The sequence below is a fragment of the Cutibacterium avidum ATCC 25577 genome (assembly GCF_000227295.1).
Classification (GTDB): domain Bacteria; phylum Actinomycetota; class Actinomycetes; order Propionibacteriales; family Propionibacteriaceae; genus Cutibacterium; species Cutibacterium avidum.
Window position 1 is genome coordinate 2,323,856 of record NZ_JH165054.1, and the last position, 17,123, is coordinate 2,340,978.

At 64.1% G+C, this 17,123-nt stretch carries 15 protein-coding genes; all 15 read right to left on the minus strand.

Annotation, left to right across the window (positions count from 1 at the left end):
* Positions 1–49: 49 nt before the first annotated feature.
* Positions 50–529: a TraR/DksA family transcriptional regulator gene (locus HMPREF9153_RS10400; protein WP_004811792.1), complete on the minus strand. Its 480-nt coding sequence runs from the start codon at positions 527–529 to the stop codon at positions 50–52.
* Between the two features lie 159 nt (positions 530–688).
* The gene (locus tag HMPREF9153_RS10405) at positions 689–1,780 is read right to left on the minus strand and encodes a DivIVA domain-containing protein (RefSeq protein WP_004811793.1); all 1,092 of its coding nucleotides are present in this window, start codon (positions 1,778–1,780) and stop codon (positions 689–691) included.
* A gap of 151 nt (positions 1,781–1,931) precedes the next feature.
* Entirely contained in the window at positions 1,932–2,222 is a 291-nt protein-coding gene (locus HMPREF9153_RS10410) for a YggT family protein (protein WP_004811794.1), read from the minus strand.
* Between the two features lie 11 nt (positions 2,223–2,233).
* Entirely contained in the window at positions 2,234–2,749 is a 516-nt protein-coding gene (locus HMPREF9153_RS10415) for a cell division protein SepF (RefSeq protein ID WP_015582987.1), read from the minus strand.
* Between the two features lie 127 nt (positions 2,750–2,876).
* Positions 2,877–3,662 (minus strand): purine nucleoside phosphorylase YfiH/LACC1 family protein, encoded by a 786-nt coding sequence (locus tag HMPREF9153_RS10420; protein ID WP_004811796.1) that lies wholly within the window; start codon positions 3,660–3,662, stop codon positions 2,877–2,879.
* A gap of 1 nt (position 3,663) precedes the next feature.
* A complete protein-coding gene (ftsZ, locus tag HMPREF9153_RS10425; RefSeq protein ID WP_004811797.1) occupies positions 3,664–4,917 on the minus strand; it encodes a cell division protein FtsZ in 1,254 nt (417 codons plus the stop codon).
* A 121-nt stretch (positions 4,918–5,038) separates the two neighbouring features.
* On the minus strand, positions 5,039–5,752 hold the full coding sequence (locus HMPREF9153_RS10430) for a cell division protein FtsQ/DivIB (protein ID WP_004811798.1): 714 nt from the start codon (positions 5,750–5,752) through the stop codon (positions 5,039–5,041).
* Positions 5,752–7,167, minus strand: coding sequence for a UDP-N-acetylmuramate--L-alanine ligase (gene murC / locus HMPREF9153_RS10435; RefSeq protein ID WP_004811799.1), 1,416 nt, complete (start codon positions 7,165–7,167; stop codon positions 5,752–5,754). The genes HMPREF9153_RS10430 and murC overlap by 1 nt, the downstream gene beginning before the upstream one ends.
* 31 nt (positions 7,168–7,198) lie before the next feature.
* Entirely contained in the window at positions 7,199–8,302 is a 1,104-nt protein-coding gene (gene murG / locus HMPREF9153_RS10440; protein WP_004811800.1) for an undecaprenyldiphospho-muramoylpentapeptide beta-N-acetylglucosaminyltransferase, read from the minus strand.
* A gap of 36 nt (positions 8,303–8,338) precedes the next feature.
* On the minus strand, positions 8,339–9,514 hold the full coding sequence (gene ftsW, locus HMPREF9153_RS10445; protein ID WP_174266673.1) for a putative lipid II flippase FtsW: 1,176 nt from the start codon (positions 9,512–9,514) through the stop codon (positions 8,339–8,341).
* Between the two features lie 115 nt (positions 9,515–9,629).
* Positions 9,630–11,126 (minus strand): UDP-N-acetylmuramoyl-L-alanine--D-glutamate ligase, encoded by a 1,497-nt coding sequence (murD, locus tag HMPREF9153_RS10450; protein ID WP_004811802.1) that lies wholly within the window; start codon positions 11,124–11,126, stop codon positions 9,630–9,632.
* Positions 11,108–12,178, minus strand: a complete 1,071-nt coding sequence (gene mraY / locus HMPREF9153_RS10455) for a phospho-N-acetylmuramoyl-pentapeptide-transferase (protein WP_004811803.1) — start codon at positions 12,176–12,178, stop codon at positions 11,108–11,110. The genes murD and mraY overlap by 19 nt, the downstream gene beginning before the upstream one ends.
* Entirely contained in the window at positions 12,175–13,632 is a 1,458-nt protein-coding gene (locus tag HMPREF9153_RS10460; RefSeq protein WP_004811804.1) for a UDP-N-acetylmuramoyl-tripeptide--D-alanyl-D-alanine ligase, read from the minus strand. The genes mraY and HMPREF9153_RS10460 overlap by 4 nt, the downstream gene beginning before the upstream one ends.
* Complete coding sequence (locus HMPREF9153_RS10465; protein WP_004811805.1) at positions 13,629–15,218, minus strand: UDP-N-acetylmuramoyl-L-alanyl-D-glutamate--2,6-diaminopimelate ligase; 1,590 nt, start codon at positions 15,216–15,218, stop codon at positions 13,629–13,631. The genes HMPREF9153_RS10460 and HMPREF9153_RS10465 overlap by 4 nt, the downstream gene beginning before the upstream one ends.
* Positions 15,215–17,002: a peptidoglycan D,D-transpeptidase FtsI family protein gene (locus HMPREF9153_RS10470; protein ID WP_004811806.1), complete on the minus strand. Its 1,788-nt coding sequence runs from the start codon at positions 17,000–17,002 to the stop codon at positions 15,215–15,217. Before HMPREF9153_RS10470 ends, HMPREF9153_RS10465 begins: the two co-directional genes overlap by 4 nt.
* Between the last annotated feature and the right edge of the window lie 121 nt (positions 17,003–17,123).

Consider the following 17,123-nt stretch of genomic DNA (forward strand, 5'->3'; position numbering starts at 1 on the left):
CAACGCCTGAGCTGCGCTCCTGTCAGCGCAGTCGGATCAGTGGGAGAGATCACCGGCGCTCTTCGCGCTGCTTGCACTTGACGCACATGGTGGCTCGCGGGAAGGCCTGCAGACGAGCCTTTCCAACGGCCTTGCCACAGGACTCGCAGGTACCCCAGGTACCCTCGTCGAGCAGCTGGAGAGCGAGCTTCGACTGGTCGTAGACGGCACGGGCGTTGCGCGTGACGGAGATCTCCTGGTCACGCTCGAACTGGGAGGAACCGACGTCGATGGTGTCCATGCCGGCACCGTCGTTGCCCTGCTTCATGAGATCGGCAAGGTCATTCTCGGCCTTGGCAAGGGCGGTACCCATCCTGTGGACGTCCGACTCCAGGGCGTCGATGATCTCGCGAACCTCATCGGCCGTCCATGGCTCATCGCCGTCGCGCACCGGCAGGGAGGCGGCGATGGCCTCGGCATCATGATCTGACATGGAACTCTCCATCGTCATGCGGGGATCGTCCCCGGCTTGGTGGTGTGTGCCGCTCATGTCATCACCTACGTGGGAGGTGCATGAACTGTGGGCAGACATTACACCCATGCCACTCACCCGTCATCCTCGTCGCCGGCTCCGAGATTGGCCACCAGATGAACGACGCCGTGCCCCGGTCATGTGACCAGGGCACGGCGTCTTGGAAAGTGTATCGCGTCAGTTCTGCTGCTGGCCGCGGCCAATGAGAGCGTCGAGACGCGGGGTGGACGAATCACCCGGAGCAACGCGGTTCTCCGACTTGAGCAGCTCGGGCAGCTCGGCGGGCTCGAAGACGCCATTCTCCAAGTTGTCAGCCTGAGCACGCAGGTGGGAGGTGAGAGCATCGCGGTAGCTCGCCTCGAAGGAGCGCAGGTGGTCGACATCGCCTGCCAAGGTGTCACGCTCTGCCTCGAGCTCGCGGAAGAGCTCGGTGCGGCGGGTCTGGGCATCGGCATTGACCTTGTCAGCGTTGCTCTTGGCGTCCGAGGTCATCTTCTCGGCATTGACGCGGGCGCTGGACTCGATGCGCTCGGCACGGGTCTGGGCATCGATGGTGAGCTCGTGAGCCTTGGTCTCGGCAGCCTGAACCTTGCGACCGGCCTCCTCCTCAGCCTCGTGGACGACACGCTCGGCGTCGGCGAGGGCCAGCTCAACCATGCGGACAACGGCCGGAGAGGCCTCGGCGCTGGTGGTCACGACAAGCTTCTGGACGCCATCCTCGGTGGTCGTCGGCTGCTGTTGGGCGACCGAGGAAGTACGGCTACGGGCAGCAAGGGCATGGGCATCACGCAGCTGGGCGCCAAGACGCTCGTTCTCGCTGCGCAGGCGGGCAACCTCGGCCGGGTCGATGTCCTGGCCCGGGCGCTGGGTGGCCCGACGCAGCTCCTCGATCTCGGACTGCAGGGAAGCCTTCTCCTGCTCGATCTGGTGGGCGCGGTTCTCGGCCTCCTGCTGGGCGGCCTTGGCACGATCGACCTCACCGGAATCAACCGCCGGACGATCATTCTGTTGGGAGCGCAGCTCCTCGATCTGGGCACGGAGGTGCTCGTTCTCGTCGACGAGCTCCTGATCGGCCTTCTGCTCACCCTGGTCGCCGGACCTAAGCGCCTCGACCTGGGCCTTGAGACGCTCATTCTCGTCGGTGAGGGTCATGAACGCCGCTTCAACCTTGTCGACGAAATCATCGACTTCAATGGCGCGGTAGCCCTCGCCGGGGCGTTTGACCATCGGGAAACGAACCTTGCGCACCTCTTCGAGGGTCAGCGTCATTGTGCACTCCAAGATGTCGGGAACAGTCAGGACCCGTGAGGCGGACCGTATGGTCCGGGGTGGACACGAGATGTCGACAAGGGTACTCCACCGCGGCGCTCGCGTCACTCGGGAGGCTCAACCTCACCTTCGGGGTATGGCCAATACCCCCTCACCAGAAGACGGCGACAACCAGCCTCTGAAGGACGGCCAGCAGGACGAAAACGATGATGAACCCGACCGAGAATCCGACATTGCCGAACCTCACCGGCGGCACAAGTCGATCAAAGAACTTGATCGGCGGATCCGTGATCGTGTAGACGATCTCAAACACCACTGCCAATGCGCCGTGCGGCTCGAAATCGCGCACCAGCAACGGCACCCAAGACATGAGCATCCGCACGATGAGCAACACCGTGTAAATCTGAATGAGCCACGTGAGAATGGTCCCGGCCAGGATCATGGCTGACTCCGTCAGGACTGGTTGAAGAACCCGCCACTGGCGATGCGGGCCTTGTCCTCCGGGGTGACATTGACATTGCGCGGGCACAGCAGGAAGACCTTGCTCGTCACCCGCTCGATGGTTCCTCGCAGACCGAAGATGAGACCGGCAGCGAAATCGACCAGGCGCTTGGCGTCGGCGTCGTCCATCTCGGTGAGGTTCATGATGACGGGAATGCCGTCACGGAACTGCTCGCCAATCGTCCGAGCCTCGTTGTAATTGCGCGGATGGACGGTCAGGATGCGGTTGATGTCGGCGATGCTCGGCTCGTCGAGCTCCGGGCGACGCTGCTGGACCGCCTTGTGTTCCCTGCCGCGCTGCCCGGTGGAGTCGTGATGATGCAACTGGGTCACCTCCGAAGATGGCTCGTACCCGTCGTCGGAGTAGACCTCCGTGGTGAGCTCCTCGTCCGGAAGATCCTCCTCGTCGTAGCGACGATCGTCGACAATGCCGACATACGAGGCGATCTTCCTGCCGATTCCTGCCATCTGGAGCTCCTTCTCGTGGGTGCGTCCCCAAGACGGGGATCTCACCATTCAAGCCTGCCACGGATATTGCCACGGTTTGACGAGACACGCGAACTGCTGACACATCATGGACCGGCGGGATCCGTCCTCATCGAGGGTTGGAAGTCCTCCACACCAGACCGGCAAGACGTCCCGCACCGTGATCCCTCCGGTGGGAGAACAGATCTTGTCCCTCAAAGGTACAGGGGTCAAGCCCGACTGCTGCCACGCCCAGGGACTCCAGCTGGACCAGGGCTCCGGCACCCAGATCAAGGGCCGGAGTCCCTCGACGAGTCACGGCCCGGGTTGCCGGGTACTCGGCCCACACCTGCTCTGCCATGTCAGCGGGGACCTCATAACAGTTGCCGCAAATATGAGGCCCCACCCATGCCAGCACGTCAGTGGCTCCCATGTCTCGCATGGCGCTGACGGTGGCCGGAAGGACCCCCGCCAGGAATCCCACTCGACCGGCGTGAGCAACCCCGATGACACCAGTTTTCGGGTCAGCCAGCACGACGGGCATGCAATCGGCGACCCGAATGGCCAGTGCGACCCCGGGGAGGACGGTGACCATGGCATCAGCGACGGGGAGTTTCCGCTGGCCTGCGACGCGGTCTCCAAGATAGCGTTGCGGAGTCCACCCCTCGACGTCGTCAGCCCCGACTCGCCACACGTCCTTGCCGTGCACCTGATGACAGACCATCACCGGACCAAGGCCGAGGCGGGCACGCAGCGCCTCCAGGTGCTCGAGAACGGCGGGATCCTCGTCAGTGCGTCCGAGATTGAACCCGTCGAAACCGTGACCACCCAGGCCCCGGCCGGCAGGGTCGACGCGATCCGTGAAGGCGACCCCAACGCCATTGTTGGCGTCGGGGTCGATGACGAATCTCAGCACGTCACTTCAAGAAGTCGGGGATATCCAGATCATCCTCGGGCTCATCGACCTGCGGACGCTCGTCCTGCTGCTGGACCGGCTGGTTCAACTGCTCCGGCTGGGAGGGACGATGACCGAACGGGCTGCCCTGGGTCTGCGGACGAATCGGGGTCGGCTGCTGGTTGCCGCTGCCCTGACGGTTCGCGCTGGAGGCAGATCCGGACGGGGCTGCCCCGGTACCAAAGACTCCTGCCGAGGAACGATTGCTCATTGCCGGACGGGAGGCCGGACGCTGGCTGATGCCAGGTTGCTTGGTGCTGGTGGGCTGGCCATTCTCGAACCCGGCCGCGATGACCGTGACGCGCACCTCATCGCCGAGGGCATCGTCGATGATGGTGCCGAAGATGATGTTGGCCTCGTCGTGAGCGGCGGCCTCGATGAGATTGGCCGCACTGGCGACCTCGAACAGACCGAGGTCGGAGCCACCGGCGATGGACAGCAGTACGCCGCGAGCACCGTCGATGGACACCTCGAGCAGCGGGGACGAGATGGCCATCTCGGCGGCAGCACGGGCGCGGTCCTCGCCAGAGGCACGTCCGATGCCCATGAGGGCCGATCCGGCGTTCGACATGACCGACTTGACGTCGGCGAAGTCCAAGTTGATCTGACCCGGCGTCGTGATGAGGTCGGTAATGCCGGAAACACCTTGCATCAGCACCTGGTCGGCCTGTTTGAAGGCGTCCAGGATGGCGATCTGCTGGTCCGTCATGTCCAACAACTTGTCGTTGGGAATGACGATGAGGGTGTCGACCTCGTCGCGCAGATTGCCGATACCGGACTCGGCCTGGGACGAACGGCGGTGGCCCTCGAAGGAGAACGGGCGGGTCACGACACCAATGGTCAGGGCCCCGAGGGAACGAGCAATCTTGGCGACGACGGGAGCAGCACCTGTGCCAGTCCCACCGCCCTCACCGGCGGTGACGAAGACCATGTCGGCGCCCTTGAGGGACTCCTCGATCTCGTCAGCGTGATCCTCGGCAGCCTGACGTCCCTTGTCAGGGTCCGCACCTGCACCCAGTCCTCGGGTGAGGTCCCTGCCGATGTCGAGCTTGACGTCGGCATCGCTCGTGAGGAGGGCCTGGGCATCGGTGTTGACGGCGAGGAACTCAACTCCCTTGAGTCCCGCCTCGATCATGCGGTTAACGGCATTGCAGCCGCCACCGCCTACCCCCACGACCTTGATCACGGCGAGGTAGTTCTGGGATGGAATAGCCACTGGAGTTCTGCCTCACTATTGTCTGACGGACCGGTCTAGGGCAAGGGTATGAGCACGTCAGAAGGGTGTCCAACGCCGTAGGCCACCTTGACCTCGACCCTCAACCCCGGCTTGAGACTGCTCACCGAGAGGTCGGATGCTCCGGGGATGAGACGTCGAAACGGGTTGCCTTGACATTGAGCATCGCGGCGGTGACCTTGCCCTTGAGCTCGGACTGATCCGCCGATCCCCACACCACCGTCCGCTTACCGGACAGCACCACGACGATGGCGTCACGAGACTTGGCCTCGACGTGGTCGACCTGTCGCCTCAGCTCGACGGGGAAGGAATCAGCCACGGTTGCGACGTCGCGCAGCAGGGCACGATTGCCCGACGACGTCGTGGCCCACACCACCTTCGGGGTCGGCTTGGCCGTCCGGTTGAAGATCGCCCCGGTGGGGTCAATCCACAGATATCCCCCAGGAGTCTTCACCTGATACGAGACCTTCAACTCGGTGACGTCGATGACGAGGGTGTGAGGCCACTTCCGGTGCACCTCAGCCTGGTGGACGATGTCCATCGAGGTGACGCGAGCAACGACCTCGTCAGTGTTGACCCGCGCCAGGGGCTGGCCTTTCTGCACCTTGGCGGCCTGCTCGACCTGGGAGACCGTGACCAGATGCGTTCCGTGTACCTCGACGGTGTCGACGCTGAACACGGAGGAACTGCGCACCACCCAGATCGCCACCAGGATGAGGACCACCACCGCAGCGACGATCCCTGCGATGATCTGGTTGCGACGTCGGCGGCGTCGGCGTCGCAACTCGATGGCAACGTTGATGTCGGAAACCGGCATCAGGACTTGTCCTCCAGCAATCCCACCAGGACCGGACCCACCAAGGTGACGTCTCCAGCTCCCAGGGTGATGACGAGGTCGCCGGGCCGCACCTCTTCGGCAAGAGCCTCCGGAAGGTCCTGCTTGTCAGGAACGTAGCGGGAATCACCACCTGCCACGATGACCGCATCGTGCACCATCTCGCCCGTGACCCCAGGAATCGGGTCCTCCCGGGCGGGGTACACGTCAGAGATGATGACGCGGTCAGCCAGGGTGAGGGCCTGGCCGAACTCCTCGGCGAAGTCCCGGGTACGGGAGAACAGATGAGGCTGGAAACAGGCAATGACCCTCCCCTGCCCGGTCACTGCGCGGCGCGCAGCCCCGAGAGTGGCGCGCAGCTCGGTCGGATGGTGGGCGTAGTCGTCGAAGACTGCCACGCCACCGACGCGTCCCACCAGCTGGAAGCGCCGCAGAGTACCTGTGAAGGCGCCAATTCCCGTCAGGAGTTCGTCATGGTCAATCCCCAACAGGGAGCCGACGCAGTAGGCGGCAGCAGCGTTGGAGACGTTGTAGCGCCCGGGAACCTGGAGTTCGATGCGACCCCGGGTGGACCCGTGGACGAGGGTGGCCGAGGCCGTCGTGCCCGCCAGGTCGAGGTCGACGAGCTGGACCTCTGCCTGCTCCGACTCACCATAGGTGACCACCTTGACCGTTCCGGTGCTCTCCAGGCGATCCGCCAGCTCGGCCGCCCCCGGATCATCGACATTCGTGACGACGTAGCGCACCTCGGGGCGGGTTGCCATCGAGACGAAGCCATCGAAGTAGGCCTGCGGGGTACCCCAGTTGTCGAGGTGGTCAGCTTCCACGTTGGTGACGACGACGATCTGGCTGGGGTACTGCAGGAAGGAGCCGTCGGACTCGTCAGCCTCGACGACGAAGACCTCTCCCCCACCCAGGTGGGCCGACTCTCCGGTGGATGCCAGCGGTGAACCAATGACGTAGGACGGATCAGCTCCGGCATGATCGAGCATGGTGGCGACCATCCCGGTGGTCGTCGTCTTGCCATGGGTACCGGCGATCGAGACACCCTCCCGACCCAACATGAGGGCAGCCAGAGCGGCCGAGCGGTGCCAGATGCGCAGGCCGAGACGATTGGCCTCCACCAGCTCCGGATTGTCAGGACGGATCGCCGAGGAGACCACGACCGTGCGAGCTCCGGCCAGATGGGCAGGGTCATGGCCCACCCAGGTCTGGACCCCAGCAGCTGCCAGATCACGCAGGTTGGCTGAATCGACCTGGTCGGAGCCGCGAACGTCCACTCCCATGTCGTGGTAGATCCGCGCCACACCGCTCATTCCGGCTCCGCCGATGGCGATGAAGTGAACCGGCCCAATGATGCTGGGGCCGAGCAGCTCGACAGGTTCCCGCAATGACATGAGTTTTCTCCTCGAACAGTCGTCGGGTCGATCACTTCGAATTGGTGGCCGAGACCACCCGTGCCGCCATCTCCTCAGCGGCATGAGCAGGCATGAGTCCCCGACCGGCAGCTGACATTCTGGCCAGCGCATCGGCGTCATGAATGCGCGCGGTCTCGGCGAGGAGCCGCTGGGCATCCAGTTCCGCGTTCGTGACGACGACACCAGCCCCGGCGTCAACGGCCGAGGTGGCATTGCGCGCCTGTTCGCCATTGCCGTGTGGCAACGGAACGTAGATCGTCGGCAGGCCGACGGTCGCGGTCTCCACCACTGTCCCAGCGCCGGAACGAGCCACCATCAGGTCGGCAGCCGCGTACGCACTGGCCATGTCGTCAACATATCCGACCGGCAGCCAAGCAGCCCCCGTCGTTTCATCAACGATCTTGGTGTTGCCCTTGATGTTCTTCGGGCCCACGACGTGGAGGATTTGCACACCGTCGGCAAGGAGGGTGTCACGTGCTGCGACGACGGCGTCATTGATGGCGACCGCTCCCTGAGATCCTCCGGAGACAAGCAGGGTGGGACGGTCGGTGTCCAGCCCCAGACCGGCGCGAGCGAGGGCACAACGCCCGGCTCGATCCGCGTCGCTGGCGTCTGCCAGGTCAGTGATCTGCGTGCGCAGCGGCATACCGACGAAGGTGGCCTTCGGCAAAGGGGTGTCGGGGAACGCCGTACCGACGAAAACCGCAAACCGTGCGGCGATCTTGTTCGCCAGCCCGGGAACAGCGTTCTGCTCGTGAATGACGACGGGGATCCTGGCTTTCCTGGCAGCCAGGTATGCAGGCAACGAGACGTAACCGCCGAAGCCGACGACCACATCAGCCCGGCGCTGCTTGAGCACCGCACCTGCCTTCCGTACCGCTCCGGCCAACCGACCAGGAACCTTGAACAAATCGACGTTCACCGTGCGCGGCAACGGCACCGGAGGAATCATGTCGAGCTCGAGACCGGCCTCGGGGATCACTCGTCCCTCAAGACCCTTCGGCGTCCCGATGCAGGAGACCGTGACGCCACGCTCCTGCAGAGCCTTCGCGGTGGCAATAAGGGGAGATGTGTGGCCAGCCGTTCCTCCGCCAGCCAGAACAACGTTCACCATGGGTACTCCTCGGGGGAATGGGATATGGCGTCGAGATCAGCCACGATTACCTCCGTCGACGACACTCGTCACACGGGCGGGCTCGGTGCGTCGGGAAGCCTCAGTACTGCGCCGAGCGTCTGGCTCGGTACGGGCACACGCCAAGATGATGCCGACCGCCAACAACACCGACACCAAGGCCGATCCACCGATAGAGATGAAAGGAAGCGGCACGCCGACGACCGGCAACAGATTCAGTGAGACAGACATGTTGATGATCGCCTGGATCGCAATCCATGCGGTGGCCGTCGATGCGGCCGAACGACGGAAGAGAGAGTCCTGGCGCATCGCCGTCCTCACTCCTGCCCACACGAGCAGGGTGAACAGCAGGATGACGCCGAGGGTGCCGAGCAGACCCATCTCCTCACCGAGGACGGCGAAGACGAAGTCGTTCTGCGCACCGTCGTAGAGTCCTCCCCACTTCTGACGGGACGCACCGATGCCGACCCCCCACCAGCCACCGGTCGCCAGGGCGTAGATCGCCGAGAGCGGCTGCTGGGAGGTCGTCGCGCCATTGTCAGGATGCAGGAAGGACAGCACGCGCTGAGCTCGGTAGGGAGTGATCGCGATGAGCATCAGGATCGCCAGCAGGCCCAGACCGATGAGAGCGCCCAAATAACGTTTCGGCACGCCGAATCCCCACATCTGCGCCAACATGATGAGTCCGATGATCATCGTCGTCCCAAGGTCTCCCTGAGCGACGACCAGCAACCCGATGACCCCATACAGCGCAAGATAAATGCCCACGCCTTTGGACGTCGCCATCTCGTCTCGACGCGACGCCATGTAGCTGGCCCCGATGAGGACCAGCGCGAACTTCGCGAACTCCGAGGGCTGCAGGCTGACCGGGCCGAGAGCCAGCCACGACTGGTTCCCCTTGCCAGCGTCCGATCCCAGGGGGGTCAGCACCATTACGAGCATCAGGCAGACGACGGCGTAGGTCAGCCCGCCGAGATGGCGCAGATGTGCTTCCGACAACCGGGACACCACCGCTGAGGCAATCGCTCCGACGACGAGGAAGAGGATCTGGCGAATGGCGAAGTGGTAGGGCCCGCGTCCGAGCGACTGGGAGTACACCGAGGACGAGGACAACCCCATCAACGCTCCGATGCCGCACAGCAGTACGGTGGTGGCGAGGATGACGTAGTAATCCAGGAAGGGTTGAGTCAGCAAGCCACCTGAGGGTCCGTCACCGCTGTCGAGTCGCAGGAAGTGTGTCAGCCAGCTGGCGGGGGTCCGGCGTCGGGCTCCATTCATCTGCCGAGGAGTCCGGGTGTCGACCGACTTCTCAGCCATCGGCATCCGGCCCGTCAATTTGTCGTGCCGCGCTGACGAAATCGTCACCGCGGGCAGCATATCCAGGCCAAATGTCGAGGCTCGCGCACCCCGGAGCCATCAAGACGGTGTCGCCGGGGCGGGCCATCTCGGCAGCCTCGCGAACTGCCTTGGCCATGCATTCTCGCGACATGTCATCGATGACGACGACGGGGACATGCGGGGCGTGCTCGGCCAAGGACTTGGCGACGACGTCACGGTCGGTTCCCAGCACGATGGCTCCGCGCAGCTTCTCGGCGTGGGTGGTGACCAGGTCGTCAAAGTTGGTGCCCTTGGCCTGGCCTCCGGCGATCCACACGATGTGCTCGAAGGCGCGCATCGAGGAGTTCGCGGCGTGAGGGTTGGTGGCCTTGGAGTCGTCGACCCAGGTGATGCCACCAGCTTTATGGACGGTCTCGATACGGTGCCCGCCAAGGTGGAGATCGCGCAGACCCTGACCCACGGCGCGGGCCGGCACGCCGAAGGAGCGAGTCAGGGCAGCTGCCGCCAAGGCGTTCTCGACATTGTGTGGGGCGAAAGGACGGACGTCATCGAGGTGGGCCAGCTCCATGGCGGAGGTCGCCCGCTGGTCGACGAAGGCACGGTCGACGATGAGATCATCGACGACACCGATCATGGAGGGGCCGGGGATTCCGGTAGTGAAGCCGATGGCGCGAGCTCCCTCGACGACATCTGCCTCCTCGACCATGTGCTCGGTCGCGGGGTCGGCGACATTGTAGACGCAGGAATTCGTCACCTGGTGATAGATCCGAGCCTTGTCAGCCGCATAGGAGGCGAAGGGGTCATCCTCGTGGGCATACCACTCCAAATGATCCTGCTGCAGATTCAGGACGGCAGCCGAGTGCAGGGAGAGGGAATTCGACCAGTGCAGCTGGAAGCTGGAGAGCTCCACGGCGAAGACGTCGTAGCCGATCTCGTCGGCCATCGCCTCCAGGATGGGCCGACCGATGTTACCGACGGCGCAGGCTCGCAACCCCGCCGCGTTGAGAATCGACTCGGTCATCTGGGTGGTCGTCGTCTTGCCATTGGTGCCAGTGATGGCAAGCCACGGGACGACGCGGTCCGGATGCATGAGACGCCAGGCCAGTTCTGGCTCTCCCCAGACTGGAATCCCCTGGAGTAGAGCACTGGCCACCAAGGACTGGGTCGGACGCCACCCCGGGGACACGATGACGAGGTCGGTGCCCTCAGGAAGTTCAGCTGCCGCCCCGGCCCCCAGTCGCACCTCGGCACCGAGCACCTCGAGCAGCCCGCCTTTGTCGCGATGACCATCGTCGTCGGAGTCGTCGAGCACGAGCACCGTGGCATCGAGCTCGAGCAGGGCGTCGGCAGCGGCGTAACCAGAAGTACCCAGACCGGCGACGACGACGTGTACTCCCGACCAGTCGAACAGCCGGTCGGCCGAGCTCAGATCAACCTTTCCGGAGAACGTCACTGTCCTGCCACCCATTCTGCGTAGAAGATTCCCAGGCCGGCCGACACGGCCAGACCGCAAATGATCCAGAACCTGATGACCACGGTCACCTCAGCCCACCCCTTCAACTCGAAGTGGTGATGCAACGGGGCCATCTTGAAAACTCGTTTTCCACCGGTGAGTTTGAACACACTCACCTGGAGCATCACCGAGATCGTCTCGATGACGAACAGTGCGCCGATGATGACCAACAGCAATTCGGTACGGCTGACGACAGCCATACCCGCAACAGCGCCACCGAGAGCCAGGGACCCGGTGTCACCAAGGAAGATCTTGGCCGGCTTCGCATTCCACCACAGGAAACCGAAACAGGCTCCTGCGATGGCAATGGCCACCACGGCGATGTCGTGCGGATCACGCACTGCGTAGCAATGGTTGCCGGCAGTGGTCGGACGCGAACACCACTGGTTGAACTGCCAGATGCTCAGCAAGGTGTAGGCGCCGAAGACCATGGTGGTGGCCCCCGTCGCCAACCCATCCAGGCCGTCGGTGAGGTTCACCGCATTGGAACTACCAGCAATGAGCAGGATCACCCAGATGATGCCCAACCAGACAGGCAGATGAAGCCAGGAGATGTCGCGCAGGAATGAGATCGCCGAGGACCCCGGAGTGACCCCGTGGGTATCCGGGAAGTACATCACTCCGATGGCGAAGGTGATGGCAACAAACGCCTGTCCAAGCAGTTTTCCCCTGGGTTTGAGGCCCAATGAGCGCTGTTTGGAGATCTTCGTCCAGTCATCGAGGAATCCGATGAATCCCAGACCGGCGAAGAGCCAGAGGACCATTAAGGCTGAGAGAGTCGGGTGGGTCCAGGTCACCAGATGCGCGACGATGTAGGCCAACAGGACCGACACAATGATGACGGCACCGCCCATGGTCGGGGTGCCCTTCTTCGTCTTGTGGGTGGTCGGGCCGTCGTCGCGAATGAACTGACCGTATCCTCTTGCGGCGAGCCAGTGGATGAACCACCGCGTGCCGACAAGGGTGCCGATCATCGACACCGCGCCGGCGAGCAGGATGTTCTTCACGCCTGAGCCTCCCTATCCTCGAACACAGCGCGCCCCACCCGTTCCAGCGCCAGGCCTCGGGATGCTTTGAGGAGAACGACATCGTGCGAGGTCCAACTTAGCGACTCAGCAGCCTCTTCCACGGTGGTGACGAACACATGTGCGCCTTCGGCGCACGCGCCGGCAGCAATGTTCTCGGCCTCGTCACCGACCGCGATGACGACGTCAAACCCGGCCTGAGCAGCACGTCGACCTGATTCGGCATTGAGTTCAGGGGAATCCTTGCCGAGCTCAAGCATGTCGCCAAGCACAGCGATTCCACGGGTTTGGGGATCAGCGGCCCGGCGAGTCGCGAGGACGTGACCCATGGCTTTCAAGGAAGCAGCCATCGAGTCAGGGTTGGCGTTGTAACAGTCCTCAACCAGCACCAGGCCATCAGCTCGCTCACGCAACTGCATCCTCATGGCAGACCGCGACACAGCCTTGCTCAGGGCATCGGCAATGCGACCGACGGTGTCCCCGTCGACAGCGCCATTGAGCTCCAGAGCTGCCAGCGCTGCAGCCGTGGCGGCAACAGCATTGGCGACCTGGTGGCCCCCCATCGTCGTCAACCGGACCTGGCTGGCCCAGGTCGACTCGCCCCTACGAACCCCCAGGGTGAAAGAGTGACGATCCAGATCGTCAGAAGTGATCGACTCCGCCCACACCTCGACCTCGGCATCCGGACGCCGGTGATCGGCATCAGGGCTGAACCATGCGATGTGGCCACTGGTCCGCGGGGCCATCCCAGCCACCAGGTCATCGGCAGCATTGAGGACAGCCCAGCCGTCAGAGCTGAGAGCCTCGACGATTTCGCCCTTGGCCTGGGCGATGACCTCACGGGATCCGAACTCGCCCAGGTGGGCGGTCCCGATGTTGAGGACCATGGCGACGTCGGGGGTGACGATGGAGGTCAGCCACGAAATGTGGCCAAGTCCGCGAGCCCCCATCTCGGAGACGAGGAATGCGGTCTCCTCGTTGACGCGGCATGCCGTCAGGGGCACGCCGATCTCATTGTTGAACGACCCCACCGGAGCCACCGTCGGGCCAAAGGCCTCGAGAACCTGGGCCAGCATGTCCTTGGTGCTCGTCTTGCCACTGGACCCAGTGAGAGCAATAGTCCGCATGCCGCGTTCACGCTCGGTGTCCACGGCGTGACGGGCCAATCGAGACAGTCCGGCCTGGCCGTCGTCAACGATGAGGTGCGGCAACTGGGCGTCGGTGGCGCGCGTACCCATCACGGCAGCCGCGCCAGCTTCCTGAGCAGCCTTCGTGAAGTCGTGTCCGTCCGCCCGGGCGCCAGGCAGAGCGACGAAGAGAGCCCCCGCAGTCACCTCACGGGTGTCGATGACGACGTCGGGGCCCACCTGTGCAGAACCGTCAACCGGTTCGGCCCCGACCCATGGGGAAAGAGTGGCAATGTCGACAACTCTCATCGTGTCTGATCCTCCTCGGCCTGCCGAGCCATGGTGTGCCATTCAGCTCGGATGACCTCACGATCGTCGAATGGCAGCACCTCGCCGCCAACATGTTGTCCGGTCTCGTGCCCCTTGCCGAGCACGCAGATGACGTCTCCGACCTCGGCCATTCTCAAGGCCTCGTTGATCGCCTCACGACGGCGTCCGCCATCGACGACGATGACACCGTCCTCGGCGGCCTCGTGGGCACCCTCCAACACCGCTGCGCGGATCGTTGCCGGATCCTCAGTACGTGGGTTGTCGTCGGTGATGATGACGACGTCGGCCCTCTCAGCCGCAACATCACCCATGGGGCCACGCTTGGCGGCGTCACGGTCTCCCCCAGCGCCCAGGACGGCGATGAGACGCCCCCCATCGACCGAGGACCGTGCCGCATCAAGGGCGGAGGCAATCGCCTGCGGAGTGTGCGCGAAGTCGACCAGAGCGGTCGGTGAGTCAGGGCCGAGGTCGACGCGCTCCATCCGACCTGGCACCTGAGCAGACGACAATCCGTGCGCAACCTCGTCGAAGGAGAGCCCTGCGGCTTCCAGCATTGCCAGGGCCATGACCGCGTTGCGGACGTTGAACTCACCGGGCAGGGACAATTCGAGAGTGCGCTCCCCCGACGGGGTCGTGACCTCGAGGACGGCCCCGTGCGGTCCCGGATGCCACGACATCACCTGATAGTCGGAGGGTTCGTGGATCGACGTCGTCACGGCCGTGACGCCACTGGCCTGCATCCTCTCGACGAGTTGACGTCCGCGCGGGTCGTCAACGTTGATGACGCCGAGCCGGGCCAGGTTCGAGGTGAACAGACGAGCCTTGGCCTCGAAGTAATCATCGAGGGTCTTGTGGAAGTCAAGATGATCGCGACCGAGGTTGGTGAAGGCAGCGACATCGAAACGGGTGCCGTCGACCCGTTGCAGGGCGAGGGCGTGGGAGGAGACCTCCATGACGACGTCGGTCGCTCCCCTCTCAGCCATGGCGCCGAAGAGACCTTGGAGATCCGGAGCTTCCGGGGTCGTCACTGTGGTACGAGCGCTCGGCAACTCGACACCGTCGAGCTGGAATCCAATCGTCCCGATCGTCCCGACGTGGCGTCCAGCAGCTCGCAGACCTGCCTCCACCAGGAAGGCCGTCGTCGTCTTGCCATTGGTACCAGTGACACCGAACATCGTCATGGCATCAGCGGGATGGCCGAAGATCTTGGCAGCCGCGACCGCCATCGCAGCCCGGGGATCCGGGACGACGATGATCGGCACACCGGCATCCGCAGCGAGGGTCGCACCCTCGTCGTCAGTGAGGACTGCCACCGCACCGGACTGTGCTGCCGAGCCAGCGAATCGAGCCCCATGGGCGTGGAGACCGTGCAGACCGACGTACAAGTCGCCGTGACGTACCTGACGGGAGTCCAGGGTGATCCCGCTGATCGCAGGACCGTTCTCATCAGCCCGACACCCGTCGAGCTCGGCCACCAGATCACCCCACGCAATGGAATTCACCTCCGAGGGCCGCAGGGCGGTGTCTGCAGGTGATGTGGGGGTGGGAGTGGGTTCAGGGCTCACGGCTGGTACTCCAAGGGTTCCTTGCGCGCTTTGTCGGTGGACGGTTGCACACCGTAGCGCGGCAGGGCGACGGACATCAGTTGCCGCGCCGCCGGCTGCGCCACCTCCGTACCTGTGTGTCCGTTGGTGGGCTGGTTGATGACGACATAGGTGAGAATACGCGGCTTCTCGATGGGAGCGACGGCGATGAATGAGGAGATGTAACCGCGATAGCAGTGGCATTGCGGGTCAACACGCTGCGCAGTACCCGTCTTTCCCCCCATTCGGTAATCCGGGATCGGTCGGCCCTTGGCCGTCGAGACGACGTTCTCCATCATGTCGCGGACCTGCCCGGAAGCCTGCTGGGAGATCACTCGGCGGGTCGTCGTGTCGGGGATCTCAGCAGGTTCACCGTGACCGTCGACAGCTGATTTGATGATCGTCGGGGAGTGGTATACACCACCGTTGACGATGCCAGCCACCGCAGCAGCCTCCTGGATCGCGGTCACCGACAACCCCTGGCCAAAGGCCACCTGGTCACGGGTGTAGTCGGGCATGTCCGGTTTGGGAATCTGGCCGTGGGCCTCGCCGGGAAGACCGATCCCGGTAGGTGCCCCTAGGCCGAAGGACTTGAGGTAGGAGGCCATGGTCCCCTTGTCGAGGTTTCGGGCGAAGAGGGTCGTCCCGATGTTCGAGGAGTGCACGAAAACACCGCGAGCGGTCAGGTGCTCGGTGCCGTGGGGCTCGGCATCCGTGATCTTGCCGCCCCCGGAGGACAAGGCCGGAGGAACGACGATGTGGGTATCGGGAGTGAGGACTCCCTGGTCGGTGAGGGCGGCCATCGTCAGTACCTTCTGGACCGACCCCGGTTCGTAGGCATCCTGGATGGTCCGATTGCGGGTCTGGCTCTCCTTGGCCTTCCCCGGCTTGTTCGAGTCGAAGGTGGGCATCGACACCATGGCGAGTACCTCGCCATTCGTCACGTCCATCATGATGATCTCGCCACTCTTGGCCTTGGCGTTCTTGATGGCCGTGCCCAGTGCCTGCTGGGCCATGAGCTGCAGCTGTGCGTCAAGGGTCAGGGCGTAACTGGTGCCATTGACGGCAGGAACGAGGGTGTTGGATCCCAGCGGGATGCGTCCCCACGTCGAAGCTTCGTAGGACTCCTTTCCGGGCACACCTGCCAAGGCCTTGTCGTGGCTGTGTTCGAAGCCGCCAGCGCCCTTGCCCTCGGCATTGACGAATCCGACGACATTGGACGCCACCTTCCCGGAGGGATAGGTGCGGATCGGGTCATTCGAGCTGAAGATCCCGTACCATTCCCCCTCCTTCATGTCCTTCTTGATGAGGTCGAAGGTGTAGCTATCGACGTGGTGACGCACCACCGAGTAGCGGCTGAGATTGCCCTTGGAGTCGGTGGCCGTGAGAGCCTTGCGGTAATCCTCCGGACGTCCGCCGAGGTGCTTGGCCAGGATGTTGGCAATCGCCTTGGGGGCTGCAGCGGCTTTCTCCCGCTGGGTACGACTCATGGTGACCCGCTCGTCAACGCCATTGCGCGAGATCATGCGAGGGTCGACGAATACCAACACGGCCGGCTGAGTCTGCGCCATGACGGTGCCATTGCGATCAGTGAGCCGTCCGCGGTCGGGCTGCAGGTCGTATGTGTACTTCATCCGCGCGGCCGCCGAGGCCGCGTACGCAGGAGCCTCGATGGCTTGCAACTGCAGAGCGCGGCTGGCCAGACCGATCGCGAGCACGAGGAATGCCGCCATGATGATGGTCAGACGGCCTCGTTGGGAGGCCATCCGTGGGGCTGGCCTCGCGCTCGACGCAGGATGACCCGGACGGTAACCGGGGCGCAATGGCGCGGATCCACGCCCGGACGCAGGCGGTCGGGCGGAACCGGGACGCCGGGTTGGATCCGTG